Source organism: Maridesulfovibrio ferrireducens, assembly GCF_900101105.1.
In the GTDB taxonomy this organism is placed as follows: domain Bacteria; phylum Desulfobacterota; class Desulfovibrionia; order Desulfovibrionales; family Desulfovibrionaceae; genus Maridesulfovibrio; species Maridesulfovibrio ferrireducens.
Genome location: NZ_FNGA01000002.1, coordinates 537,326 through 563,231 on the forward strand (window position 1 = coordinate 537,326; position 25,906 = coordinate 563,231).

Below are 25,906 nucleotides of genomic sequence, written 5' to 3' on the forward strand. Positions count from 1 at the left end.
CCTTGAACATAAAAAGACCTGAATTCGTCGTTTAACGAATTCAGGTCTTTTTATTAGAAACAATAAATATTAATTATTTAAAACTACTAAGCACCCCTCTCAAAGCTTCAAGATAATCTTTAAGCATATCCGGCATAATATCGGCCATATGACCGATCCGGAATATCGGAGAGGTTCCCTGCTCCTGTAATTCTTTATTAATTTTACCGTAACCGGGATCAAAGAGATAACCATGTCCGCGCATATGCTCTTTAACTTCTTTCAAACGATCAATTGTCATGTAGGCAGGAGTTTTAACGGTGGTAAGGCTTAGCGAGCGATAACCGTCCTGAGCGAAAAGTTCATAACCATCCATTTCAGCAACCCAGTCGTGAGCGATTTTACGCATCTCTTCATGACGCTTGAAACGGACCGCTACGGTTTCAGTATTAACAATGTAATCAAGCTGCACGCACATCTGATTACCGAGAGTTCCATTCGGAGTAGTCAACGTCTGGCACAATCTGGCCTTTGTAATTTGAGCCAGAATATCCGTTGTATATCCTCTATTTTTAACACCTTCAGCCTTTTTCAAAGCCTCATCCCCTACAAAGCCGATACCGAATCCGGCCGGAAGTCCGAGCGATTTCTGGGTGGAGGTACAATACATTAAAGGACGGGCTTCAGCGATGGTAGAAGGAGCGCCTCCGAAAATGCTTACACCGTCTACAACAGGCAACGCCCCGTGAGCACGAATCAACTTACAAACAGAAACAACATCATTAATGACCCCTGTAGAGGTTTCATTATGTGTGAAGGTAACCACATCCGGCTTGTGTTCGACCAATGCTTCTTCAAGTATCTTAAGATCAATGGCTTGGCCGTATGGAAACTTTAACGAAATAAGATTCTTCCCGTTAGCCTCAGACAACTTACCGAAAAGATCTCCGAATGCGCCTACCGAAACGTTAAGAACTTTATCAGTATCTGAAACAAGCGAACGGACCGAAGCTTCAAGAACATTGGTCCCTGAACCATTAAATATCATCGGAGTATACCCTTCAGGGTTACCCGCAATCGTCATAAGATTGCTCATTATGGAACCGAAACGCTTAATATTTTCAGAGTCACGGTGACCATATTCAGGCAATAAAGCAGCTTTACGAACTTCGTCGCGCAGCAAAATAGGTCCGGTAATGAACAGTTTCAGTTCTGCGAAATCATCTCCAATCATATCTGCATCCTCATTCTAGCTATATATTTAAAAGATACATCGACCTTCTGAAAACGAAATAAAGGAACGGAATATTCTTTTAGTTTACCCCTGCCTGTCAAGCTTTTACACAGCTGCGACTTTACAACCAGTCAAAGACTGCCTATTAATATAGGAAGAAAAGTTGAAAAAAATAACTTAGGTTTGAAATAGAGACTTGCATTTCATCAAGACGATCCCTATATTTCCTTTTTTTCTTCACCTCGGGCAGTTCTGCCCTTAGACTACAAAAACTTCACGGTAAGATATTATGCCTCAATTAGGTCCACATATTTCTATTGCATCCGAAGCCCTCCTTTCGAGAGTGCTCGGCTTAAATCCATACGACTTTAAAGGCTGGCCTGAAAATGTCCGCACACTCGCTGAAAGCATTGCTGCGGAACTTTTTCTAGTACGCTACAACCCATTCATAAATCCTGAACTGGTTCGCAAGAGTGTTTCCAGAAACCTGACCCTCGCCCGCCCGACTCTCTCCGGTGAATACCCGCAGAGACTCACCCACGCGGTCGAAAATTTCTGGCTTAAACATGATGCTGACATTGAATTCAGACAAAGGCTTATCGAAAAGCTCAAAGAAATTCTGCCGGATTGCGGCATCAGCATTGAACCGGATAAACTGGTACAGTCCGCAACAGATGCCACAGACTTAAGAATTGAACTGCCTATCGCAGTGCTTTTCCCGGAAAATACCGCGCAGGTTCGTGCAATTGTCCGTCTGGCAAATCATATGCAATTCGGCATTATTCCTCGCGGCGGCGGAACCGGACTAACAGGTGGAGCCATTCCCGCACTGGAACGGACTGTCATTCTTTCGCTTTCAAAATTCAAAAAGATTTTAAGCGTTGATACAAAATCAATGACTATCTGCGCTCAGGCCGGTGTAATCACCCTTGACGCAATCAAGGCTGCGGCGGAGAAAAACACTCTCTTTACCGTTGACCCTGCTTCCAAATCTGCATCCTCAATCGGCGGTAATATTTCTGAGAACTCAGGTGGACCTTTTGCCTTTGAATACGGTTGTACTATAGACAATATTCAAAGCTACAAAATGGTTATGCCTAAGGGAGACCTTATTGAAGTCTTCCGTAAGGATCACCCCCGCCACAAGATTTTCAGTGATGAGTCAGCTACGTTTGAAGTCTTTGATGCCAAAGGAAAACTTCTCGACACTCTGACTCTGTCTGCTGATGAAATCCGCAGCCCGGGACTGGGAAAAGACGTTTCCAACAAATTCCTCGGCGGACTGCCCGGTGTACAGAAAGAAGGCGTGGACGGGATCATAACTGAAGCCTGCTTCACTCTTTACCCACAACCGGCAAGCTCCCGTACACTATGTCTTGAATTCTTCGGACGCTCCATGCGCAACGCGATGCTTGTTATCAAGGATATCGTTGCATTACGCGATACAATCCGTGAGGAAGGAGATCTTGTAAAGATTTCTGCCCTTGAGGAATTCGGACCTAAATATGTACAGGCTATCAAATACGAAAAGAAATCTGTAAACTATGAAGGCGACCCGATTTCTGTCCTCATAATTCAGCTTGATTCTGACGATGATGACGCGTTGCAGACTGCCGTGGATAACATTCTTTCTATTGTACAGCCCTACGACTCCGTAGACATTTTCGCAGCCCGCGATGATAAAGAAGCTGAGCTTTTCTGGGAAGACAGACACAAGCTGTCCGCCATTGCAAAGCGCACTTCCGGCTTTAAAGTTAACGAAGATATTGTTATTCCGCTTGAGGTTATCCCAATTTTTTCAGACTTTCTGGAAGATCTCAACCTTATCTATCTGGCTAAAATTTATCGCCGTTCCCTGCTGGCCGTAAAAGAGCTCTCAGGATTCCCGATTGAAGAACCTAAAGTAGAACAGGCTCTGGAAAGAACCACCAACATCCTGAAAGGAACCATCGACGGCACAGAGATGAGTGATCAGGAACTGGAAAGTCAGGTTCACTACATTTTCCAGGAACTGCGTGAAGAATTCCCTAAACTTGACTCGAAGATCGATAAGATTTTCCAGAAACTCAAAGCACAGCGCATCGTCATTGCTAACCACATGCATGCCGGAGACGGAAACTGCCATGTGAATATTCCGGTTAATTCAAATGACCCGGACATGTTGCACAGCGCACACGAAGCTGTCGATGACGTTTTCAAAAAGGTTCTTGAATTGAACGGTGAAGTTTCCGGTGAACACGGAATCGGTATCACTAAAATTGATTACCTATCTGAAGAAAAAATTACTGCAATCAGAAAATATAAAGAGATCGTGGACCCGCTGAACATTCTCAATCCGGGCAAACTGACCCGTCGGGAACTTCCTTCTGAGTCATACACATTCTCGTTCAACAGGCTTATCAATGATCTGGATAAAACCGCGATTAAAGATAAGGAACATCTGATTGAACTTCTGCGCAACATTCAAACCTGCACTCGCTGCGGAAAATGCAAGCAAGTCTGCCCCATGTATTATCCTGAACAGGGACTTATGTACCATCCGAGAAATAAAAATATCTCTCTTGGCGCACTGATTGAGGCAATTTACTATTCTCAGGTTCAGCGCGGAGAACCATCTCCTGATCTTATGACAAGACTCAGGAAACTTATGGAGCACTGCACAGCCTGTGGACGCTGTACTTCTGTCTGCCCTGTCAAAATTGATTCAGCCGGAGCTGCTCTGCAAATCAGAAGTTTCCTTGAATATAAAGGAACCGGAGGACATCCTGTTAAAAATGCAGCCCTCGGTTTTATTGCGAAAGATCCACAAAGCAGACTGCCAAAGGTCGCCAAGTTTCTATCTCTCTCGGCTTCACTTCAAAGTAAAGCTCTGGGACTTATTCCGGGACACTGGCGCAGGCGCATGGAATCTCCCATACTGCACAGCCAAACTCCTGCGATGGACTTCAAGAATCTCAGCGAAGACCTGTCGCTTGAGACCGGTTCCATGTTTATGAACAGCACTTCCGCACCGGACAGCGTTTTTTACTTCCCCGGATGCGGCGCAAGTCTGTTCTCAAGAAATATCGGAATGGCAACTCTTTACCTGCTGCTCAAATCCGGCGTGAACGTTGTTATGCCGGCTAAGCATCTATGTTGCGGATATCCGCTGCTTTCCAGTGGATGTGTAGAAGCTTTCAATACCAACCGTCACCGCAACATCAGCGACATACAGTATAAAATAGCAAAGGCTCACATAGCTGGAATGGACATTTCCACGATAATCACAGCATGTGGAACCTGTCGCGAAGCCATCGAATCATATGACTTCACTCAGGAAGTCGGCAAAAAACTTAAACGTTGCGATGCTGTCCAATATCTTCTGACCAATCCTGGAAATCTTGATTTCCATGGTTTACCTGCTAATGAAGAAGTTATTTACCATGCTTCATGTCATACTGAATGGACTGACATTCCCAAGTCAAAAGCACCTGTCATTTACAAACAGGCTCTTGAAAGCATCCTCGGCAGCAAGATAATACTTTCTCCCGGCTGCTGTGGCGAATCAGGACTCGGCGCGATATCAAGCCCTGCAATTTACAATAAACTGCGCGACCGCAAGGCTACTCAGTTAGAACGTGACCTTCACGCTCAGGATAAAAAAACGCCTGTTCTAGTAGGTTGTCCTTCTTGTAAAGTTGGAATCAAACGCAATATGACGACACTTAAGAAACACAACAGAGTACTGCACACAGCTGAATATATTGCAGAACTCATGGGTGGCCCGAAGTGGCGCAAAGAATTTAAAAAGATGCTTGAAAAAGCTCAACGCCAAGACGGAATCGTCTTTTTAAAACCATGAAAACTATAGGTATAGATTTCGGAACAAAACGGATCGGGATTGCAATGACTGATGCTGAAGGGATTCTCGCATATCCCTTCAAAGTAATTGTCAAAACCACCCGTGACGCCCTGTTTTCCGAACTTCTTGAAATATTCGAAACAGAGAAGGTCGATGAAATAGTCGTCGGCCTTCCTCTTTCTCTTGACGGAGAAGATACTTTGACCACCCGGCAGGTTCGCAATTTTGCAACCTCATTGGGAAGGCGCACAACTCTTCCCATACATCTCGTCGATGAAAGATTAAGCTCTGTAGCTGCTGAAGAAGAACTCAAGGAGGCAGGACTTTGGAACAGGAAAAGAAAGAAGAATCTGGACAGCCAGGCCGCGAAAATAATTCTGGAAACGTGGCAGGCAAGAGCATAGTCCTGCGCTTTGTGCTTCCTTCTCTGGCCATCATCTGCATGGTTATGATGGTTGTAGGTTCATGGTTCATTTATCAGTCATGGGAATTTCTCAATATTCCTCCTGAAAGTGAAGGACGAGAAATACTATTCACAGTCACTCCCGGGGAAACCCTCTGGACTGTTTCCTCCAAACTAGCTGACAGCGGTCTGGTCATAGATTCCAAAAGATTCCGCAAGCTGGCTCAAGCGGAAGGACAGGAAAACAAAGTCAGAGCCGGAGAATTCAATCTCTGGACAAATATGACTGCCCCGCAAATTCTAAAAACACTGACCACTACTTCCGGCATTTTACATAAATTTTCTGTTCGCGAAGGACTTTCGTGGTGGAACACTGCCGAAGCGGCACAGCAATCGAAACTGACAACATATGCTGACTTCAAAAAAGCAGTTTTCAGTCCAGAACTGTTGGCTAAATATTCTATTCCGGCTCAAAATGCTGAAGGCTATCTGTTTCCTGAAACTTATCTGTTGACCCGTCCCAAGCAGGATTCCGGCTTAACGCTAGTTAAAACCATGCTCAAAGAATTTCGCAAGTCCGCAGACAAAGCCTGGAACGGAACTCTTCCTTCGCCCGAACAAATTCATAGAACAGTAATTCTTGCATCGCTGGTAGAAAAAGAAACCGGAGTGGCCTCTGAACGTAAAAGAATTGCTGGAGTTTTTGCTAACCGCCTGACCCGCGGCTACCTTCTGCAAGCAGACCCGACTATCATTTATGGACTGGGTGAAACCTTTGATGGGAATATCCGTAAAAAACATATCACGGATAAAAACAACCCCTATAATTCATACCAGCATCGAGGCCTTCCTCCCGGACCAATATGTTCACCCGGCCTTGAATCATTAAAGGCGGCCATTAACCCTGAAAAACATAACTTCCTCTACTTTGTAGCCAAAGGAGACGGATCACACTATTTCAGCAAAAACCTGAACGAGCACAACAAAGCTGTCAGAAAGTTTCAGTTACGCCGTAACAAAAGCACTTACAGATCATATAATAAAACTGAATAAATACTGATTAATACGAATTAATAGTACAAAAAATCCCGCTCCGGTTAAACCTGAGCGGGATTTTTTATGACTTATAGCTTAACGACCTTAAATATTAGCTCGAGCCTCTGCCTCAGTATCATACATCGAGGCCATAGAACTTATACCCATTGAGTCAAACACTGCATGGAAATTATCCGACAGACCTGCAATATAAAGATTACAGCCACGCGAACGGACTTTTTCAACCCCTTTGATCAGGGAATCCATTCCCCCACCGTTGATCGAGGTCTTTTCCTGAAAAATCATCAAAATATCTTTACGCCCACTACTAAGGGCCTCGTCAAAAACATCATGTATAGATCCATCAGATTTTGAAGTAAGACTGCCTATCACATTGATCACAGCAATTTCATCTTCAAGATTTAACTGCACATCGTCACGCTTACCGCTTACAAATTTCCGCCTTTCAGCCGAAAGCTGCAAAGCTTTTTCAAGATCTTCGCGCTTTACAGGCTTGTTCAGAAAATCAGTTGCATCAAGATTCAACGCTTTGATAGCAAGTTCCATGTCGCCGTGACCTGTTATAACAATCACTTCAGCTTCCGGCGACATAGCCTTAATTCTACCCAGAACCTGTAGACCATCCACTCCGGGCATTTTGATGTCGGTCATTACTAAATCCGGCTTCTCAGTATCAAAAAGCTCTATTCCTATTTCGCCGTTTTCAGCGGTCAGAACCTCATGACCATAAACGGAAAGCAACATCTTAAACATGTTTAGAGTTGCTTTCTCGTCATCAATCACCAAAATTTTACTCACACTCCCTCCCCTATTCAAAACCGAATTCACTACGATCTACGCTTCTTCATTAGCAACCGGAAAAGAAATTATGAAAGTTGCGCCTTTCCCAGACACGCTTTCAATATCAACTTTCCCCCTGTAATCCCGTACTATGCCATACGTGATGGCAAGCCCCAACCCCATCCCATATCCTACTTCTTTGGTACTAAAAAAAGGCTCAAAAATTTTATTACGAACTTCTTCGGTAATCCCTACCCCTGTGTCAGATACCCGGATACAGACCTGCGAGTTTTCCTCATAAGTGCTGATTTTAATGTATTCATCACTTTCACCCCCAAGAGTCTCTCTCTTCTCGGAAATAGCATCACGGGCATTATTTACAAGATTAAAGAATACCTGCTGCAACCTATTATCCTGTGCAACGATAAGTGGCAAATTTTCGGCCAAATCCAATTGAAATACAATATTTTGCAATTCGAACTGACGGGTTACCAAAGTAAAAACGCTCCGCAAGGGCTCGTTTATGTTGATTTTATCCGTCTTAAAATCGGCCTTGCGCCCAAAAGCTCTCAGCGCATTGATGATCTCCGCAGCCCTGTCAACCTGTGCACTTACTTCTTTTGCAACTTCACTCAACTGCTCAGCCGGAACATCACGCCCCCGCTCAGCCATAAGAGCCAGGTATTCGCTACCCATCTTAATTGCATTGAGCGGCTGATTTACTTCATGCGCCACCCCTGCGGACATCTCACCGAGCGACTTCATCTTCGCAGCCTGCACGAGCTGTGCATCCTTTTCAATAATTTCAGTGATATCAGTAATTGCCACAATCATCGAAGGGTTGCTTTTATACGAAATAGGACAAGCGTGCATATTTACATAAACAGGTCTTCCATCTTTTTTAAGATGAAGTATTTTGGGATAATAAATACATCCGGCCGGCCCTCCATACTCTTCGAAAGCCTTGATACATTCAAGGTTTGACTCCGGTCCAAGTCGTAAAAAGTCTTCGCCGATAAGTTCCTCTTTGGAATAACCATACAATTCAGAGACTCTAGGATTGGTATCCAGAATCTTAAAATCAGAGCAGGAAATAACAAGAATAGGATCCGGTCCGCTATCAAACATAGATTTATACTTTTCTTCTGAGTCACGCAAACGACGACGATACAGTTTAATTGACCAAACCATATTTTTAAAACTGTCAGCAAGCTGAACAACTTCGTCGCCTTTACGCTTTATATAAAAATGACAATTTCTGCACTGTTGTAAATTTCTATTATTATTAACACTCCTCTCACTTACAGACAATGCCTGATCAAAATGCCAGCAAGGAAAATCAGTATCATGATATACAGGACACTGCGAAGCGTCCCAACCTCCGTCGCTGGACAGCATATCAAGTCCGATATCAAAATTACCCCGCGACAATTCATCCGAAACCCGTGTGAGTTTCGCAACAGGACGAGTAATATACTTGGCAAGCCTATGACTGATTATAAAAATGATGACAACAACGCCGGAAATAAAACCTAAGAAAGTTATACGCAACGTCGACACAAGTTTATCAATATGAACTTTGCTAAGGCCAACATGCACAGTTCCGATACGGTACAACCCTTCTCTGATGGGAACAGCTATATCGTAAGCCGAATTTTTCCCGAAATCGATTAAGCGGACCGACTTATGTTCGCTCGCAGACACAGTATTAACTTTGTCCAGATTTTCAGGAAAAGGAGTTGTAAAAGTATGACATAAAACTTCTCCCTTTTTGCCCAGCACAAAAATATACGTGATGAGATGCTGCCGTTCTCCAAGAGTCGCTTCATCAAACACTAGACTAAGTAACTGCGGATATTTTTTATCCAGTATAAATCCGCCTCCCCGCTCAGCAATTGAGTGGGCAATGGCGACACCGCGCAATTCCAGCTCTGAAGTCAAAGAGGATACAAGAATACCTCTAGCCAGAAGAGCAATAACCGCACTGATCATAAGGATTACGCCTAGAGTGGAAAAGAAAATTTTGTTCTTGAGACTCAAATTAGAAAATCTTTTCATCGTAAAGTACTCCGTCGGAGCGAATCCCAATTATCCATAACTTCAAATCGCCCATCACTGAAGCGGGTAAAATAAATCTTATCCATCCCTTGATGATCTTTACCGTCAAATGAAATTGTAATTCCCGGAGCAATCTCAAACTTGTTCATAGATTCAATAGCCTGAATAAATTTATCCCTTGTCAACTCTGGCCCGGCACGCCGCAATCCTTCAACAAGAACCCGGGCATTAAAAAACCCCTCAAGACCAACCAGATTGGGAGTATCATCAGGATAAGAAAGCTTCAGAGCAGTAATATACTCTGCGGCTTCAGAATGAGTAAGATCATCGGGCAGGGTAAAGGGAGGCACAACCTGAGACATGATCACTGCGTCATCATCATTTTTGCACAAATTACGCGCAAACTCTCTAGCTCCGATAAACGATACTGTATAATAAACAGGATGAACTCCATTAGCCCCGAGCTCGTTAATAAATTTTATACATGGAGTAGTCGTCCCGATTAAAAATACAGCCTGCGCTCCAGAATCCTTAATACGTGCAACGCCCTCCGCTACATCCAGAGAACCTCTTGTGTACGATCCACGGGCTATCGGCTCAAGACCTAAATCTTTCAAAGCTAATTCTGTTCCGGTAAGACCGTCAAACCCAAAAGCATCATACTGATAAAAAACAGCAATTTTAGTCAGCCCCAAATCCTGTACCATATGGCGGACAGCTTGCTGCGTCTCCTGATAATACGAGGGACGAACATTAATAATATAACGATTAAAAGGATTTCTCAGAGCATTTGCCCCGGTAAACATCCCCAGTAAAGGTATACGCGCGGCAGCCACCAATGGCAGAACCTTAACCGTTGTAGGTGTTCCGACATAACCGAACAGCGCGAAAACTTTATCTTCAATAATCAATCGCTGAGTATTTATTAGGCACTTGGGAGGATCATAAGAATCGTCATATGAAACAAGCTTAAGCTGCCGGCCATGAACTCCTCCTTCCGAATTTACATTATTTATATAAGCAAGCGCCCCATGAAGAGTTTGTGTACCGAGATAACTCGCATGTCCTTCAAGTGCCAGAGAGGATCCCAACACTACTTTATCAGGAAAAACTCCGGGATTTTCGTCCTCATGCACTGTAACAGGAACACCCCTGTCGCAGGCAGCGAGTAAAAAAAGAAGCAATAACAAACACCGTTTCATAACTATTATTCCTTTTCAGGTTGAGCAAGATTCATTGCCATAACGGCTTGTCCTCTAAATAAGGTGCTCCGCTTACGAGGAGGTATTTTAAGGCTGCGCAGAAATTGAAAACTAAGACGGATCATCCCTTCGCTGGCTGATTTTGCAGCGCGCACTTCACAGTAGAGGATATGTGGATCAAAGGTTTTACGTTTAGGCTGATAAATAAGCATACACAATAAAACGTTATCATTACGGGACAACATATTACCGCCATCGCGCACAGCACCTAAAAGAGCAATCCCGCCCTTTGAAATATCGAGAATCTGCGGGACCTTTAGCTCAGCATCAACATCCATTCTATTGTCGATAATAATTTCCGGCTCCATATTATCTAAAACAAAATCAACATCAAAATCATCACCGTCAAGACGCCATATCTTAACCTTTATATAACGCTGGTCCGCAACCTTTCTTCTGGAAAACGCCCGGCGCTTGATAAACCCGAACGCAGATGTGCGGGTAACAACGGCTTCACCACTTTCTGAAACAGTTTTAACAGAACCGACAAACGCATTAACTTTTTTACCGTTCCTTTGTAACTCAGCAAAAATACATTTCACTTTAGCACCGGGAGCCAACAAAGATTCAGTCACAACATCTTTAACCTTTACGGCAATGTCCCTACCCTGAATTCCGGTAACATTTACTACTGCCGCAAGAGTTCTCTGCCCTAATCGCTCAGCAGAGATATCAAATGGCTGTTTTGTCATCACCAGCCAATCCAAAACATCTTTATCAGTAGAAATCTTCCAAGGACCTTTGACAGCAGGGCTTTTACCTTCTTCAGTGACAGCTTCTCCGCCTTTTTTTGACCTTAAAATTGCAACACGAAGTGGAGGAAAAGATTTAAACCATGCCTGAAGAAATGAAACCGGCTTATATTTTCTCCAAAGCAAAATGATTATCGAGATTGCAACTCCTAGCGCAATAAACCACAAAAACATCTTTACGAGTGGGGGGAGTGTAGGAAACACAAAAAAAGAGTTTTTAACAGAACCAAGGAATCTGGAATCAACTTTAGATTGTATCATAATATATTCTCAGTTCAGTAATTATTGTAAGAGATCAAACAATGATTGATTAATCAAAAAAATTTACTATAGCATTGCCCATAAAAAGTTTCTCTATTTAAACATAACTACATATAATTATTACATCAGACACATAAATGTCCAATAAATTAGTCTTAAATAAAACTACCTCTTGCAGAGGATGATTACAATATGTAAATGTAAGCTCGATTTGGCAACAAAAAGGAGAACTCATGACCGGAAAAATTCTAGTTGTGGACGATGAAGTTCACATCAGAATGCTTCTAGAGCAAACTTTAGAAGAACTGGAAGATGATTACGATGTCGAGCTTCTAACCGCTGAAAACGGTGAAGAAGGTCTGGATCTTATACGTGCTGAGCGTCCCGATCTGGTTTTTCTAGACATAATGATGCCATACATGAACGGTTACGAAGTATGTCAGGAAGTTCGCGAAGATCCTGAATTGTCCTCAGTTAAAATAATACTTTTAACGGCAAAAGGGCAGGAAGTAGACAGGAAGCATGGGCTGGAACTTGGAGCTGAAAGATACATGACTAAGCCATTCGACCCTGATGAAATTCTTGAAGTTGCAAAAACAATTCTACAACTTGATCAATGATCTCTTCCATGAACAATCACATTAAACCGGAAACACGGTTAAAGAAATTTCTTAAGCCAAAAAAGTTGAAAGCTTTTTTTAAAAAAGCACAACCTTTACTGCCTGAGAACTCTTTACTATGTATTTACATTGGCAGTACTCCGGTTTTTTGTACTGACCCTTCGCTGTATCCGTTTGATAAAACAATCTTCACTCCTATAGCTAACGCCACAGATGAAGACCTCAGCATTGGAGTTTCTCTCCAGAATTTAGAAGAATTATCTGAAAAAGAACGGAACCAGATCAAAGCAGTTCTCGAATTCATGTCATATTCCATGGCCGCTCATATTGAATCCGAGAAGGCAAGACGCCTTCTGGGAGAAGAAACTCTCGCTAAATATAGAGAACTGGCCCTACTGCACCGGTCTATTGTTGAGCTTAACAATTCTCTTAGACTGAAAGATGTTATCAGCGCTCTGATTCAAGAATGCAGAACCTCTGCCCTTCCTGCTGAAATGGGCGCAGTATACCTGCCCGAAGAAGATGGCTTTACCATTTTTGACAGTTTCGGAGCGGTCGATGCAGGAACTTTTGAAAAGCTGGTAGAATGCCCTCTTTTTAAAGATATCATCGCAAGTCTGCGCGGTGAAATTTTAAATGATGTCAAACTGGACTGCCGCTGCGGAAGTAAACTGTGTGATAACATCAGATCTTTACTTATAATGCCCATCCCTTCTCCTAATTTATGTGAAGGGGTTCTTATCCTGACATCTCAATGTGTCAATGCTTTCAGCGCCGCCCACCTGAAACATGTTGCCACTCTGGCATCTGTAGCAGGCATATCAATAAGCAACGCTTATAACTTTGAATCTATCAGAGTCCTCATGGACGCGCTCCTTAAAGCTCTTGCCGAAGCGATTGATGCCCGGGACCCGTTCACAGCCGGACATTCTGACAGAGTAGCTCATCTCGCTGTTGCTTTTGCACGTCTCATCTCGCTAGAGGATGATAAATTTCATGAACTCTGTTTCACTGACGAGCACCTGCGCGAAATTTTCTATTCCGGCATTCTTCATGACATAGGTAAAATCGGTATCAAGGAGGAAGTGCTTACTAAAAAGACTCGCCTTCCCAAATCAATGCTTGATGTCATAGGCATGCGCATGAAGCTTTTCGGCATTCACTACCAAAAGGAATGGGAGCCTGATTACAAGAGGCTCAAACAAATAAATCTATCTCTTTGTCCGCATCAGGAAGATCTGGATTTCATCCACACTATCAGTGAAGTAAAATTCAAGATTAACGGTTCATCTATTCATTTGCTACACCCTGAAGAGCGGAAATGTCTGCTTGTACGCAAAGGCAATCTGACTTCTGAAGAAAGACAGGAAATTGAACGTCACCCTGCAGAGAGTCAGCGGATTCTTGAACATATTCCTTTTCATGATGATCTCTCACAGCTCCTGACTATTATCGGCCAGCACCATGAACGACTCGATGGTTCCGGATACCCTGAAGGGATCAAGGGTGATGATATACTTATTCAAAGTCAAATTTTAGCCATAGTCGATATCTATGATGCGATCACGCAGGAACGTCATTACAAACCTGCAACTCCGCAAGCCCGCGCATTAAAGATTCTTGCCGAAGAAGCCGAAGAAGGAAAACTGAATAAATCTCTGGTCACCTTTTTTATTGATAACATTCTTCAAATCGAAAAAGGCGCTGACTCAATCAATCTGGATCGCCCGGTATCACCTAGATTCTGCAAAATACCTAGAAACAACTTAAACTGATCTGACGGAGACGAAAATATCTGCGCGTAGCAAAACTTCGCAACAGGTAATGAATATCGTCAGAAAGCGACTAAACTTATAAGGTCCCCGTTATGAACAGGCTTTACATCAAAACCATCTTTTTTGCTGCTGCACTCTTTATGCTGTTTTCACCTGCCGCGATCTATGCAGAGGAAGTCGACAACGATACAAAACCTATTCTTCTCGGCATGTCTGCCGCCTTTACCGGACCAAGCAAAGGACTCGGGATTGAACTATACAGAGGCTCGCAAGCTTATTTCGATCAGGTAAATGCAAAGGGCGGAATCCGTGGCCACAAAATTATTATCAAATATTACGACGACGGATATGACCCGCTGCCAGCTATTCGGAATACCATTAAATTAATTGAAAAAGATAATGTTCTCTGTTTGTTCAACTATGTTGGAACCCCGACAGTAACAAGAATTCTTCCTGTCGTTAAACATTTCAATGCCGATAAACCTGTTTACCTTTTCTTCCCCTTCACCGGCGCTCAGCCGCAAAGAGAATTTCCATACGAAGAGTATGTTTTCAACCTGCGCGCATCATACAGACAGGAAACATGGGGCCTCGTGCACAATTTGTTCATGATCGGCCGCAACAGAATTGCTGTTTTATATCAGGCAGACGCCTATGGCAGAAGCGGATGGGACGGAGTTAGAAAAGCACTTACAGAAAAAGATCTTAATATTGTAGCAGAAGCTACTTATAAAAGAGGAGCTGGCTTCGAAAGTTCCATGAAAAGACAAGTAGAAATACTTGCAGAAACAAAACCGGACGCAATCATTTCAATCGGAGCATATGAAGCAAGTGCGGCTTTTATCAGAGATGCAAGAGATGCAGGACTCGATGTCCCGATATGCAATCTATCTTTTGTCGGTAGCGATAACATGCTGCACCTCCTTAAGAATCTAGAAAAAACCAGCAATAAAAAATACACTGACAACCTGATAAACTCCCAAACCGTTCCAAGCTATGAAGATACTTCCCTTCCAGCTGTACGCGACTACCGAAAAGTAATGACCGAGTCCCCTCCCGCTCCGCCCGAAGGGTTCGGAAAAGATTACGATCCACTGAAGTTCAGTTTTATCAGCTTTGAAGGATATCTCACGGCTAAAGTAATGACGAAAATCCTCGATAAAATGATGCTTAGACAAAACTATGGCAGCCTTTATGCCGCGACTTTATCCATAAGAGATCTTGATATCGGACTCAATACCCCCGTCAGTTTCGGCCGGGGTAAACATCAAGGTCTTGACGAAATATACTACACCACTGTTTCCAGCGGTAAATTTGTACCTGTGAGAAACTGGGCGAGGTGGAGCAAATGAAAATGAGAATGTCTAAAATTTTTCAAAAAACTCTGCTTCTTAACTTCGTGTTATTCGGAGTTATATCAATATCTATGTCGCTTATGTCCGCGCTTACGCTCTACAATCATATGGTTGATGAGTACATAAGCAAAGGCAAATCCATCGCCAGCAGCATTGCCGGTTCCAGTGTAGAGATTCTGCTCAATCGGGACTCCTCAACCATCCAGTCAATGATTGATCAATTTAAAGCTATTGACGGAGCTGCATATGTATACGTTCAGGACGAAAACGGTGACATAATATCACACACATTTGTCCCTTGCGTACCGGAAATTCTGAAACATAGCACCTCGCACCCTGACGAAATTTCAGTAAGAGAAATTACCCTTCCTGAAACGGGAAAAGTGATTGATATCACCAAGCCTATTCTTGCAGGCATGGCCGGATACGTTCATGTCGGGATGGATAAAGAATTAATCAACAAGTACGTGTGGATAGCAATTGCAAAACTGCAAGTTGTAATGTTTTTTATTTTTTGGGGCAGCGTATTTCTATTGTATTTGAGTGTTAACCGAATTTCGGAACCATTAAATAAATTAACAGAATACGCCCGCAAATTATCAGATCACGACTTCACGGCATCGGTTGAAATAACGTCAAATGACGAAATAGGGCTCCTCGCCGGAACTATGCAAAACATGGCAAGCGAGCTGACCACTATTATTTCCGGCCTTGAACGAGCGGTAACTAATGCGACAAGTGAGTTGCAGGATACACTTACCTATATGGAAGTTATCATGGACAACCTTGCCGACGGCTTACTGGTAATTGATGTCTACGGAAAAATTTCTCTCACAAATCCGGCTCTTTCAGACCTTTTCGGACTGGAAGGACAAGATGTCAAAGGAAAGGACGTTAAAAATTTCTTCACCGATGAAATGAATCAGCTCTTTAATTTGGTTAAAGGCTGTGAACAAGAAATATACACATCAGAAATAACCCTGAACAAAAGAAGAATAGGGAAAGCGGTAGCAACTCCTATTCATAAGAAAGATTCCGAAGACGGCACGACATTGTGCCTCGGAGCGGTTATTTTGGTCAGGGACATTACATATGAAAAAGAAGTGGATAATCTGAAAACAGACTTTATTTCCACTGTATCCCATGAACTTAGAACTCCCATGACTTCCATTTTGGGTTTCGCCAAAATAATTAGGAAAAAGCTCGATAAAACGGTCTTCCCGCACTGCCATACAACAGATAAAAAGACTCAGAGAGCCATGGATCAAGTTCATGACAACATTGGTATAATAGTTTCGGAAGGTGAGCGCTTAACGGACCTTATTAATGATGTGCTGGATATCGCGAAAATGGAATCAGGAAAAATTGACTGGAAAAATAATCCTGTTGATATGGAAGAAGTTATCAACGTTTCAGGACAATCAACCAATCCGCTCTGGATGTCTAAAAATCTTGACCTGCAAGTTGATATTGAAGAGAATCTGCCCACAATATACGGCGATCGGGACAGAATTATGCAGGTCATGATGAACCTGATTTCTAATGCTGTTAAATTTACTAAATCCGGAACCATTACATGCACGGCCCGCGCTCATGAAAATGAAATATTAATCAGTGTAAGTGATACAGGAAGCGGTATTTCACCGGAAGATCAAAAGAAAATTTTCGAAAGATTCAAGCAAGTCGGAGACACCTTAACCGGGAAACCGAAAGGAACCGGACTTGGTCTGCCGATCTGTAAACAAATTGTTGAACACCACAATGGACGCATCTGGGTGGACAGTAAGCTCAGCGCAGGAAGCTCCTTTCACTTCACATTGGCAAAAGGAACTCCTGATACAAAGGTAAACTTTGTCCCTGCCCATAGCAAAATTAACTCTGTAGGAAGACGCCCCGGCGAAAAAAACAGCCCTCTGATTCTGGTTGCCGACGATGATCCGGCTCTTAATGAATTTTTATCACAGATTCTCGAAGAGGAAGGATACAGAATAATTACTGCGGTAGATGGAGTTGAAGCTGTTGAAGTGGCAAAAAAACAAATGCCTCAGCTAATAACCATGGACCTTAAAATGCCGCGCATGGATGGTGCAGAAGCAATCAGACAATTACGCATGGACCCTTCAACTCGTCATATTCCGGTCATTGTGATCAGTGCTCTTGCGGAAGGACAGAAAGCCGGAGGAGATGCAGCCCTCATCAAGCCCATTGACGATAGAAGACTGATTGAAACTATCCACGGAATGCTGCAGGAAGATCTGATCATGACCGATCCTTGTATGGTACTCGGAATGGAAAAAGCCGCACCAACTCAAAATCTACTGGTAATCTGCCCCGGAAAAATCAACTACTGCGCCCCTTCTGAACTTTGGAGCCAAATTGAACAAGGCTTTAAGGGCACTTTATTTATACCGGCTGAGATCAGCACAACGCTTGACCTGGACAGGCTTTCAAGTATTCCCGAAGTTCAGCTTGTTATTATACCAGACAACTGATATTCATTCCTCTATGGAAAGACCAGCAGCATACGGAACTAAAAAATATATATCATGCGACAAATGCTCATGGACAGAACCGGTTGAATCATTCGACCGGATTCCGGCCCTAATAAGCAGTTTTAATCAAGTCAGGTGTCCCAACTGCGGCTCATTGCTCAAAGCAGAAGGCAACACATTTCAAACTGATTTTTTGAAGTTACCCACTGAATTCAGAATAATGTCGGGCGGACAAACAGGTGTAGACCGGGGCGCTTTAGACGCGGCTATTCACTTAGGAATCCCTCATAATGGGTGGTGTCCTAAAGGAAGAAAAGCCGAAGACGGCATAATACCCGAAAAGTATAATCTAAGCGAAATGGATGTCAGCTACTACTGGAAAAGAACCGAGCAGAACGTTCTTGATTCAGATGGAACATTGGTCTTTCCGGGAAAATGTAAATCGAAAGGAACAGCTCTCACCATAAAATTGGCTCACAAACACAGCAAACCCATAGCCGTAATACCTTTGGACTCCCCCCTCGCAATAGAAACGATCAGGGCTTGGATAAGTTCCATGAAAATCAACGTACTCAATGTTGCCGGCCCTAGAGAAAGCGGTTGTCCCGGAATATACTCGACTGCGAAGACTTTTTTGATTGAAGCTCTACATTAGCAAAATTGCCTGCGGTTATGTGGATGATTCAAATTCCACAGATTCAAGCAATTCATGCAACAAACTAAAAAGATGCTTCAAAATTTCAGAAGCTTCATTCTCTGCAGCATGTTGCAGATCAAGCAAAACCTCGGCATAAGACTCAAATCCATATGTCAAAGCGGCGCCTCGCGAAGAGTGAGCCTGCTCCTGTAATTTATCAAAATCATCATTACTTAAAGTTTCTTCCATATCCGCTAATTCCTTAGCGAGCGTTTCAAGCAAAATCGGCACTAAATCAATTAGTGCCGACTCTATAAAAACTATATTATTACTATCCTCAGAATGGACCATTAAACTCTCTCTTCTTGCGTTAAATTACTTCTGCTAGAAATAAAACATTATCCTGCACTGATAAATATCCATTTCACCGTTGCTGAGAGATGAATTATCCCTGCCTGCAACACCGACATGCATATAGTTACCGGCAACACGGGTATGAGCGTTGAGATACCAGTTCAAAGCGACTCCAATGTTATCCTGAACCCCGCCTCGAACATTGGCGTGATAGTCATTCATATCTGTATGCGAGTACTGCCCAGCGACTTCTAACGCACCCCACCCGCCCTTCAAGGGATTAAAAGGTTCCTTAGGATTAATCGCTCCGAAAATAGCTTTATCAGATTTAAAAGGCTTACTTTCCCCGGTAAGAATATACCCGACATCAAAATGATAACCTGAGAAAAAGGCATTATTGCGATCTTTTGTGTTGAGATAAGCGGATGTATATTCACTTTGAAACCAGAACTGATCCCATTTTCCGGCAAGTTCAAGATTCATAAGATCCTGCCCGTAAGCCGGTATTGAACCTGTGCCTGTAAGCTTTATTATTGAAAGGTGGGACCCTGTGGAAGTAGAAAAACTCGTAGGTTGTTTATCTGCATCTAAGAACTGATGCGAGTAGCCAAGACCTACATGGATTAACTTTTTACCATCATCTTCCTGATAAGGACGCCAACCTACGCGACCCGTTAAATCAATCCCGGAATTGCCTTCTGTAAAAGCATTATCAAGATAATTACATTTATTGAAAACACCCGCAGCAGCATTAATACGCCCGTCTAAATAACTGTTCTCAAACTGAACACCAAGATTACGAGCCTGCGCAAAAACAGAAGCCGGAGAATATTCCATCATAGTAGAACCTTTCCGCCCCGTCAGAACTGTCATAGAAAAAGGTTCTTTGAAGTGTCCCGCCTTGATCTTTCCAAGGTAAGGAACATCCTTTACCTGTCCCCAAAAATCTTGAATCTGTCCTCTTTTGCCTGCTATTTCATACTGTAAGCGGAATTTATAACGATCATAAAGTTTTAAACTAATCTGAGGCCTAGCCCATCTAACTTCTTCTTTGTGTCTCTGCACCGGATCATAAACAGACCCTACCCTGCTATCTTCATTTATTTGCGCCCAGTCAAAACTATAAAGGCCGCCTATTTTAATCTGGACGGTCTTATCTTCATTTTCCCAGCGAAGACGTTTAACCCAATCCATTGTAATAATTTCATCAGCAACGTCGACCCTCGTGTCTTTACCTTCTTCCGCCGCAGCATAAACAGTCGGAACAAGTAAAAGAACGAACAAACAGCTCAAAAAAAAGATAACACCCTTACGCACTGCATTAACCTGATTCATTACAATCCCCGGATAAACTTATATTTATTTTGAAATGACAAACTTTAAAAATTTCATGTGACATTATATAATTTTATGCATTACATCAAATCATTAAATTAATTAATAATGAAGCCGCCGGACATCTTGATATCCATAATAACAATATTTATAGCTTGACCTCTTCAACCCAATTATTAATATATGAACATATGTTCACACATCAACACTTAGGGGTTATCTAAATGAAGGAAATAAAAGATACATGCGACGGACATAATCCTGATCCGGCTGCCATTGAAATAGTCAGAAGTAAAATTTGTTCCAGTCAGACAATGGAAGATGTTGCGGCAACTTTTAAAATACTTGGCGAACCCGTAAGGATTTCAATATTACATGCGCTTTCCATACAGGAATTATGCGTATGCGATCTTGCGGAACTGTTAAACATGAGTCACTCCGCGATATCCCACCAACTTAGAATCCTTCGCTCTGCGCGAATGGTACGATTTACGAAGCAAGGACGAAAAGCCTTATACAGGCTCGATGACAGCCATGTTGAAACAATCATCCAAACAACTCTGGCGCATCTAAGTAATGAAGGATGTACCTCTGACAGGAAAGACAAATGATCGATATTTTAACTAAAATCATATTTGAATCATGGGAAGTGCTACTTCAATCCGCACCTTTCATGCTCTTCGGATTTTTCGTTGCAGGACTTTTGAAAGCATTTGTAGGACCGGAATTCATATCTAAAAATCTAGGTTCCGGCAAAATATCAGACATATTCAAAGCCTCCCTTTTCGGAGTTCCTATTCCGCTTTGCAGTTGCGGAGTAATTCCGGCAGCGGCTCAATTAAGACAACAGGGCGCGAGTAAAGGAGCAACAACATCCTTTTTAATTTCAACCCCTGAAACAGGTGTGGACTCAATCGCTGTAACATATGCTTTGCTTGATCCAATAATGACAATACTAAGACCTGTGGCGGCATTTATTACTGCTGTTATCGCAGGGATTATGGTCGACAGAAACGAGAAAAAAAACGGAACCACCCCCCAATTAATACCTGATGCAATTCTCTTTCAACATACTCATGAACTCGATCACGACCACGGCCATGATCATACCCACGGCAAAGAACAAAGCTGTTCAGATCAGACGGGTTGTTCCGGGTGCGGCTGTGATAAATCAGAAGCGCCTTCGACTTTTATGGGAAAAGTTTCAAGTGGAATGCAATACTCATTCGGTAATCTGCTACAGGACATAGGCTTATGGTTCATCTTCGGAGTAATTCTGGCGGGTATGTTCGGTGCCCTTATTCCTGACGGTTTCATTGAAAAGAATCTCGGGGACGGGTTTCTGCCGTTACTGATTATGCTTGTAGCCGCAGTTCCTCTCTACGTATGCGCGACAGCATCAACTCCGATTGCAGCGGCACTTGCTCTTAAAGGACTCTCCCCCGGTGCGGCTCTGGTCTTTCTGCTTGCCGGACCGGCAACAAACGCTGCATCATTCACTGTTATTGCCAAACTTCTAGGCAAACGGTCTGCCTTCATTTATCTAGGAACTATAATTGTCTGCTCACTAGTGCTTGGCATGCTGACAAACTGGCTGTACTATTCCTTCGGACTCAGTATAACCGACTGGGTTCAAGGCGGAGCTGAAGACGTTCATGGTATTTTCTACACAGTCAGCGCGATTGTTTTAATTGCATTAATCGCTGTCCCCAGAATAACAACAATGATCAACGGAAAATCGGAATCAGGTCATTCTCACTAATTATGAACTGAAAGTACGGCCGAAGATTAATGATAAAAAGGAGAAAGCTATGACAGGAGAATTCGTCGAAGGCATCATTATAATGCTGGTCATTGTTTTTGCTATTTTTTACATGGTTAAAAAAAGTTCCCGTCAAGCTTTAAAAGACATGACCGCACAGCAGGACGAGTCGGTTAAAAATGCTGAAGCTAAAGATAAGGATAAGGATAAGGATAAGGATAAGGACAAAGATTAACTTATTTTATAACTTACCTGAAACCGAAGCCCTCTTGAAATTATTTCAGGAGGGCTTTTTTACTTGATAAATTCCCACTACCCCTCCCCTTCCGCCCTCTTGTTGCTCTCAAAGTAAAATGTTATCGCTGATCGAAATTGAGAAAACTTTTAGCTTTCAGGATACTTAATGGACAACAGCACAACAGAAATCGAAAAACAATTGAATGAACTCCGTGGCTCAGAAAATTTTATCGGATTCTGTGCTTTTGATCTTTTTCTTGATGACGATGAAAGCAGAAGAAAGGACGGTGTTCTTAAAATATCCCGTCACAACCACACTGCTAAAACCGGATTTTTGAAATTCACCTTTATTGTAGACGTTTACGGTGACAAATTAATTCGAAAACAGGTGCTCGACCTTTTTGCAGCCTTTCAGGATACAAGTGCTGATTCTGAAATGGACCCTAATTTCATGTACATCCGCCCGCCGGAACCGGCCACCCAAAAAGATAAAGCATGGTTTATCGGGGAAGTTTTCTTCCATTTCGATTCCGCCGGAGCAGCCTCGAAAGAAAACGTTGTTAAATTTTTCATTCCTTTCCTGACGCTGCGTTTGCCCGTTGAATTCAGTGATCTTGAATGGTGGGAATCTTCATCGGATGAAAAGAATCTCCCGCAAAAAAAATCCGCGATCAAATCGATCACGGATTTTATTAAAAGCAAATTTTAATCTACAGCGTCAAAACCAGAATCAGGCCAATAAGTAATCTTTACCCATTACATATCCACGCGCTTCAAGAAATTGAGAAACCTCGCTCCTTGCGCCGCGGCTGGCCACATATGAAAGAAGAAAAACTTCACCCGGCGGTGGCAGATCATTACGATGAATAACCAGTCGATTTTGAATCTTTTTTCCGACTTTACGCGGATCAACATCCACAAAAAAATCTGTTTCAACGCCAAGACTTTCCAACATGCTATACCGCTTGCGAGCTGTTCTGGCTGAACCTATGACTCCAACCTTCGGATGATTAGGATTTCTTTTTTGCAGCCAGCGATAAAGATATTCACTTTTAATGCGGTAAAAAGCATCCACTGTATACTTAGGATGATTTCTAGAAAGGCGCTGTGGCGGATCATTCCAGACTAAAAGTTCTTCATCCACCTTCTGCATCTGCACGCCTGCTTCAAGCCAGCGAAGAACCAATTCATAATCTTCGGGAAAATCACCATCACGGAACGATCCATGCTCCTCAACTAAATTGCTTCGCATCATTATCGAAGGATTGGCAAAGGGGAACTCCACAAAACGATTCAATGAGATCTCATCCGATGCAACCAGAGTATTTATCCAGTCAACATAATAGGCATATCCGCCACACTTTTCCCGGTCGCCGCCAAAAGTAACGCGACACCCTGCAAGACCGACATCCGGATTATTATCTAAAAGCTCCGCCTGTTTTTCAATACGGTAAGGTAAAGCCAGATCATCCGCATCCATCCGGGCCAAATATTCACCCTGTGACGCTTCAATTGCGGCGTTTGCCGCGCCGACAACCCCCTGATGATCTAAAAAAAGCGGCTTAACGCGAGAATCACGAGAAGTATATTTTTTAAGAACAGCAGCGGTCTGATCACTTGAACCGTCATCGACCACCACTAATTCTAAATTTTCAAAAGTCTGCCCGAGAATACTCTCAATGGCTTGCCCTACCGTTGCTTCGCAATTGTAGCAGGGCATTGTCACTGAGACTTTCGGGCCGATCATTTTGCAGCCGCCACCAAAGCTTCATCGAGTTGTTCACGGATTCTGCACACGCCGCATAGACCGACGGAAGTAGGACAGCCGCATTTAGAACAAGGCTCAACTTCGTAATCTTTCTTTTTCTCATGGATAGCAGCAAAAGCAGGCTGACCGCGATCAAGAAATCCACCATAAAAAGCACGCTTCGAACCGGGACTGCGAAGTTCCTGATTTCTCCAGATCATCTTATGCCCGGTAAAACTGGCGCCCGAACTGTAAGGACATGGAAGATGATGATATGGAATCCCTTTAAGGAATGAAAAATTAGCCGACTCAAATTCGGTAACCCTGTAAAGAGGCTTAACTTTTTTGGCGAATCCATCTTCAGCAGGAAGAAGAGGTCCCTGATCAGCCAGATACGCCTGATCCCAGCGTAAAGTATTGGCAAAAAGTCTTGCAACTTCATCGTCAAGATTATGACCTGTCGCCAGAGCTGTATATCCGTCTTCAATGGCTACTTTATTGAAGTAATGCCGCTTGAATTTCCCGCACACGGAGCAGATAGGACGCCTGATATGTTTCTTGATCAAAGGCATAGGAACGCCTTCTTTCTCAAGCTCCACAACCTTCAAAGCATATCCCTTGTCTGCACAAAAATCTTCGACAACCGATCTGGCTTTTTTAGATGAATCAAAAATCCCCAAATCAATGTGAAGACCGGTAACATTATACCCCAGTTCAGCAAGGGCATACATAAGCCCCAGAGAATCTTTACCGCCTGAAAGAGCTACCAGAACTTTGTCGTCCTTTTCAAGCAGCTTACGTTTTCTGATTCCTTCCGAAACCTGTTTCATGAAAAAACGATCGTAACAAACTGGACAAAAAGCCGTATTATGACTGGGCAGAGCTACAACTGCCTCAGCTTTGCAAACTTTACATTTCATATCAATTACCCGACCGAAACTACTTTTCTCAAAATAATTTCATCATCTTTATTAATTTTGCGATCCTGAGTTAAAAGCTCACCATCTCTTATTACCAGAGCATCCGTGTAATGAAGATTATACTTATTGAGCAACTGCAGCGCTGTATTGATTTTCGTAAAGGTGACAGTTTCGCCCTCAGGCTGAAGTAAAACTTTAACCATAGGTCGCCTCCTTGGTTTATTAAGTTCAAATTATATTCGTTACCGGGAACAAGGGATTTAGCTCTTAACCCAGATTTCATCAAGCTTTTCGCTCTTTAAAATAAAAAAATAAACTTGCTTTTCTAGACAATGGTTAAAAAAATAAACTTTCTTAAAAATTTAACAGGCAAAGCTTATCTTTTATGCTATTCTACAAGTAACAATTAAAAATCATAACATCGCAAAAATGACGGACAATAATCGATTTTTTTTAAACATAGCAATAGTTCGTCCTTATAGGAGACCAAAGAATCATGGAAATTAATAACACTCTAGTTTTGTTGAATTTTGTAATGGCCTCTTATTTTTTTATACACTTTTACAAAAATGCAGCTAAAAAAATATTTATTACTGTTGACCCGAACTCGAATGTTGAACTAAAGTAGTTAAGTGAAACATGACCTAGAAGGAGTTTAGTATGACTCAGCCTACTATTTTAGTCGTTGACGATGAAAAACATATACGGATGCTTTATAAAGAAGAACTTGTTGCCGAAGGATATCTGGTTGCAACTTCTGATGGCACCGAAGACATTCTTACTGTCATCCAAAGAGAGTCTCCAGACCTCGTAATTCTTGACATCAAGCTTGGAATTAATCGTTCCGGACTGGATCTGCTTCAGGAAATTAGGAGACAGGACCAAAGTCTTCCTGTGATTTTAAGCACCGCTTACGACAGCTTCAAACATGATTTGAAATCAATTGCCGCTGATCACTATGTTGTAAAGTCAGTCGACTTAAGTGAATTAAAAATGAAAGTGGTCCAAGCTCTCAGCAGTTCATAAGCTCGAGAATCAGAGCAAAA

23 protein-coding genes are annotated in these 25,906 nt (G+C 42.6%); 13 read left to right on the forward strand and 10 right to left on the reverse strand.

Annotated elements, in window-relative coordinates:
- Positions 1-73: 73 nt before the first annotated feature.
- Positions 74-1,213 carry a pyridoxal-phosphate-dependent aminotransferase family protein gene (locus BLT41_RS07275; protein ID WP_092159711.1) on the reverse strand — a complete coding sequence of 380 codons (1,140 nt, stop codon included), beginning with the start codon at positions 1,211-1,213 and terminating at the stop codon, positions 74-76.
- A gap of 289 nt (positions 1,214-1,502) precedes the next feature.
- Here BLT41_RS07275 and BLT41_RS07280 point away from each other — a divergent pair, with 289 nt between their 5' ends.
- From BLT41_RS07280 to mltG, 3 genes are read left to right on the forward strand one after another with little or no spacing between them, the layout of a single operon-like run.
- The gene (locus BLT41_RS07280) at positions 1,503-5,054 is read left to right on the forward strand and encodes an FAD-binding and (Fe-S)-binding domain-containing protein (protein ID WP_092159713.1); all 3,552 of its coding nucleotides are present in this window, start codon (positions 1,503-1,505) and stop codon (positions 5,052-5,054) included.
- Positions 5,051-5,458, forward strand: a complete 408-nt coding sequence (gene ruvX, locus BLT41_RS07285) for a Holliday junction resolvase RuvX (RefSeq protein ID WP_092159715.1) — start codon at positions 5,051-5,053, stop codon at positions 5,456-5,458. Before BLT41_RS07280 ends, ruvX begins: the two co-directional genes overlap by 4 nt.
- Positions 5,380-6,510, forward strand: coding sequence for an endolytic transglycosylase MltG (gene mltG, locus BLT41_RS07290; protein ID WP_244512216.1), 1,131 nt, complete (start codon positions 5,380-5,382; stop codon positions 6,508-6,510). Before ruvX ends, mltG begins: the two co-directional genes overlap by 79 nt.
- Positions 6,511-6,597: 87 nt before the next feature.
- Here the strand turns inward: mltG and BLT41_RS07295 are convergent, their stop codons facing one another.
- Genes BLT41_RS07295 through BLT41_RS07310 form a run of 4 tightly spaced genes read right to left on the reverse strand, consistent with a single transcriptional unit; the run spans position 6,598 to position 11,626 of the window.
- A complete protein-coding gene (locus BLT41_RS07295; protein ID WP_092159719.1) occupies positions 6,598-7,311 on the reverse strand; it encodes a response regulator in 714 nt (237 codons plus the stop codon).
- 36 nt (positions 7,312-7,347) lie between these two features.
- Complete coding sequence (locus BLT41_RS07300; RefSeq protein WP_092159721.1) at positions 7,348-9,351, reverse strand: ATP-binding protein; 2,004 nt, start codon at positions 9,349-9,351, stop codon at positions 7,348-7,350.
- Entirely contained in the window at positions 9,348-10,553 is a 1,206-nt protein-coding gene (locus BLT41_RS07305) for an ABC transporter substrate-binding protein (protein ID WP_092159723.1), read from the reverse strand. Before BLT41_RS07305 ends, BLT41_RS07300 begins: the two co-directional genes overlap by 4 nt.
- A 5-nt stretch (positions 10,554-10,558) precedes the next feature.
- Positions 10,559-11,626: a hypothetical protein gene (locus BLT41_RS07310; RefSeq protein ID WP_092159725.1), complete on the reverse strand. Its 1,068-nt coding sequence runs from the start codon at positions 11,624-11,626 to the stop codon at positions 10,559-10,561.
- 233 nt (positions 11,627-11,859) lie between these two features.
- Between BLT41_RS07310 and BLT41_RS07315 the strand changes: the two genes are divergently transcribed.
- The 5 genes from BLT41_RS07315 (at position 11,860) to BLT41_RS07335 (ending at position 18,523) form a co-directional block, all read left to right on the forward strand.
- The gene (locus tag BLT41_RS07315) at positions 11,860-12,246 is read left to right on the forward strand and encodes a response regulator transcription factor (protein WP_092159727.1); all 387 of its coding nucleotides are present in this window, start codon (positions 11,860-11,862) and stop codon (positions 12,244-12,246) included.
- A gap of 8 nt (positions 12,247-12,254) precedes the next feature.
- Positions 12,255-14,021, forward strand: coding sequence for an HD domain-containing phosphohydrolase (locus tag BLT41_RS07320; RefSeq protein WP_092159729.1), 1,767 nt, complete (start codon positions 12,255-12,257; stop codon positions 14,019-14,021).
- 92 nt (positions 14,022-14,113) lie between these two features.
- Positions 14,114-15,373: an ABC transporter substrate-binding protein gene (locus BLT41_RS07325; RefSeq protein WP_244512217.1), complete on the forward strand. Its 1,260-nt coding sequence runs from the start codon at positions 14,114-14,116 to the stop codon at positions 15,371-15,373.
- Positions 15,370-17,868: an ATP-binding protein gene (locus BLT41_RS07330; RefSeq protein WP_092159731.1), complete on the forward strand. Its 2,499-nt coding sequence runs from the start codon at positions 15,370-15,372 to the stop codon at positions 17,866-17,868. The genes BLT41_RS07325 and BLT41_RS07330 overlap by 4 nt, the downstream gene beginning before the upstream one ends.
- A gap of 13 nt (positions 17,869-17,881) precedes the next feature.
- Positions 17,882-18,523 carry a putative molybdenum carrier protein gene (locus BLT41_RS07335; RefSeq protein ID WP_211477654.1) on the forward strand — a complete coding sequence of 214 codons (642 nt, stop codon included), beginning with the start codon at positions 17,882-17,884 and terminating at the stop codon, positions 18,521-18,523.
- Between the two features lie 15 nt (positions 18,524-18,538).
- Here BLT41_RS07335 and BLT41_RS07340 read toward each other — a convergent pair whose 3' ends face one another.
- Both BLT41_RS07340 and BLT41_RS07345 read right to left on the reverse strand, forming a co-directional pair.
- Positions 18,539-18,856 carry an Hpt domain-containing protein gene (locus BLT41_RS07340; protein WP_092159733.1) on the reverse strand — a complete coding sequence of 106 codons (318 nt, stop codon included), beginning with the start codon at positions 18,854-18,856 and terminating at the stop codon, positions 18,539-18,541.
- Between the two features lie 33 nt (positions 18,857-18,889).
- Positions 18,890-20,194: an OprO/OprP family phosphate-selective porin gene (locus BLT41_RS07345; protein ID WP_092159735.1), complete on the reverse strand. Its 1,305-nt coding sequence runs from the start codon at positions 20,192-20,194 to the stop codon at positions 18,890-18,892.
- Between the two features lie 224 nt (positions 20,195-20,418).
- On the opposite strand from BLT41_RS07345, the gene BLT41_RS07350 reads away from it, so the two are divergent.
- The 4 genes from BLT41_RS07350 (at position 20,419) to BLT41_RS07365 (ending at position 22,902) form a co-directional block, all read left to right on the forward strand.
- Positions 20,419-20,805 (forward strand): ArsR/SmtB family transcription factor, encoded by a 387-nt coding sequence (locus BLT41_RS07350; RefSeq protein ID WP_092159737.1) that lies wholly within the window; start codon positions 20,419-20,421, stop codon positions 20,803-20,805.
- Positions 20,805-21,956 carry an SO_0444 family Cu/Zn efflux transporter gene (locus tag BLT41_RS07355; protein ID WP_425283312.1) on the forward strand — a complete coding sequence of 384 codons (1,152 nt, stop codon included), beginning with the start codon at positions 20,805-20,807 and terminating at the stop codon, positions 21,954-21,956. The genes BLT41_RS07350 and BLT41_RS07355 overlap by 1 nt, the downstream gene beginning before the upstream one ends.
- 49 nt (positions 21,957-22,005) lie before the next feature.
- Positions 22,006-22,191, forward strand: coding sequence for a hypothetical protein (locus tag BLT41_RS07360; RefSeq protein WP_092159740.1), 186 nt, complete (start codon positions 22,006-22,008; stop codon positions 22,189-22,191).
- A 168-nt stretch (positions 22,192-22,359) separates the two neighbouring features.
- Positions 22,360-22,902 carry a hypothetical protein gene (locus tag BLT41_RS07365; protein ID WP_092159741.1) on the forward strand — a complete coding sequence of 181 codons (543 nt, stop codon included), beginning with the start codon at positions 22,360-22,362 and terminating at the stop codon, positions 22,900-22,902.
- 21 nt (positions 22,903-22,923) lie between these two features.
- Here BLT41_RS07365 and BLT41_RS07370 read toward each other — a convergent pair whose 3' ends face one another.
- The 3 genes from BLT41_RS07370 to BLT41_RS07380 are packed head-to-tail and all read right to left on the reverse strand — an operon-like array spanning position 22,924 to position 25,063.
- Positions 22,924-23,940, reverse strand: a complete 1,017-nt coding sequence (locus BLT41_RS07370) for a glycosyltransferase family 2 protein (protein WP_092159743.1) — start codon at positions 23,938-23,940, stop codon at positions 22,924-22,926.
- On the reverse strand, positions 23,937-24,860 hold the full coding sequence (locus tag BLT41_RS07375) for a PP-loop family protein (protein ID WP_092159745.1): 924 nt from the start codon (positions 24,858-24,860) through the stop codon (positions 23,937-23,939). Before BLT41_RS07375 ends, BLT41_RS07370 begins: the two co-directional genes overlap by 4 nt.
- 5 nt (positions 24,861-24,865) lie before the next feature.
- A complete protein-coding gene (locus tag BLT41_RS07380; RefSeq protein WP_092159747.1) occupies positions 24,866-25,063 on the reverse strand; it encodes a hypothetical protein in 198 nt (65 codons plus the stop codon).
- 457 nt (positions 25,064-25,520) lie between these two features.
- Here BLT41_RS07380 and BLT41_RS07385 point away from each other — a divergent pair, with 457 nt between their 5' ends.
- Positions 25,521-25,886 (forward strand): response regulator, encoded by a 366-nt coding sequence (locus BLT41_RS07385; protein ID WP_092159749.1) that lies wholly within the window; start codon positions 25,521-25,523, stop codon positions 25,884-25,886.
- Positions 25,887-25,906: the final 20 nt, after the last annotated feature.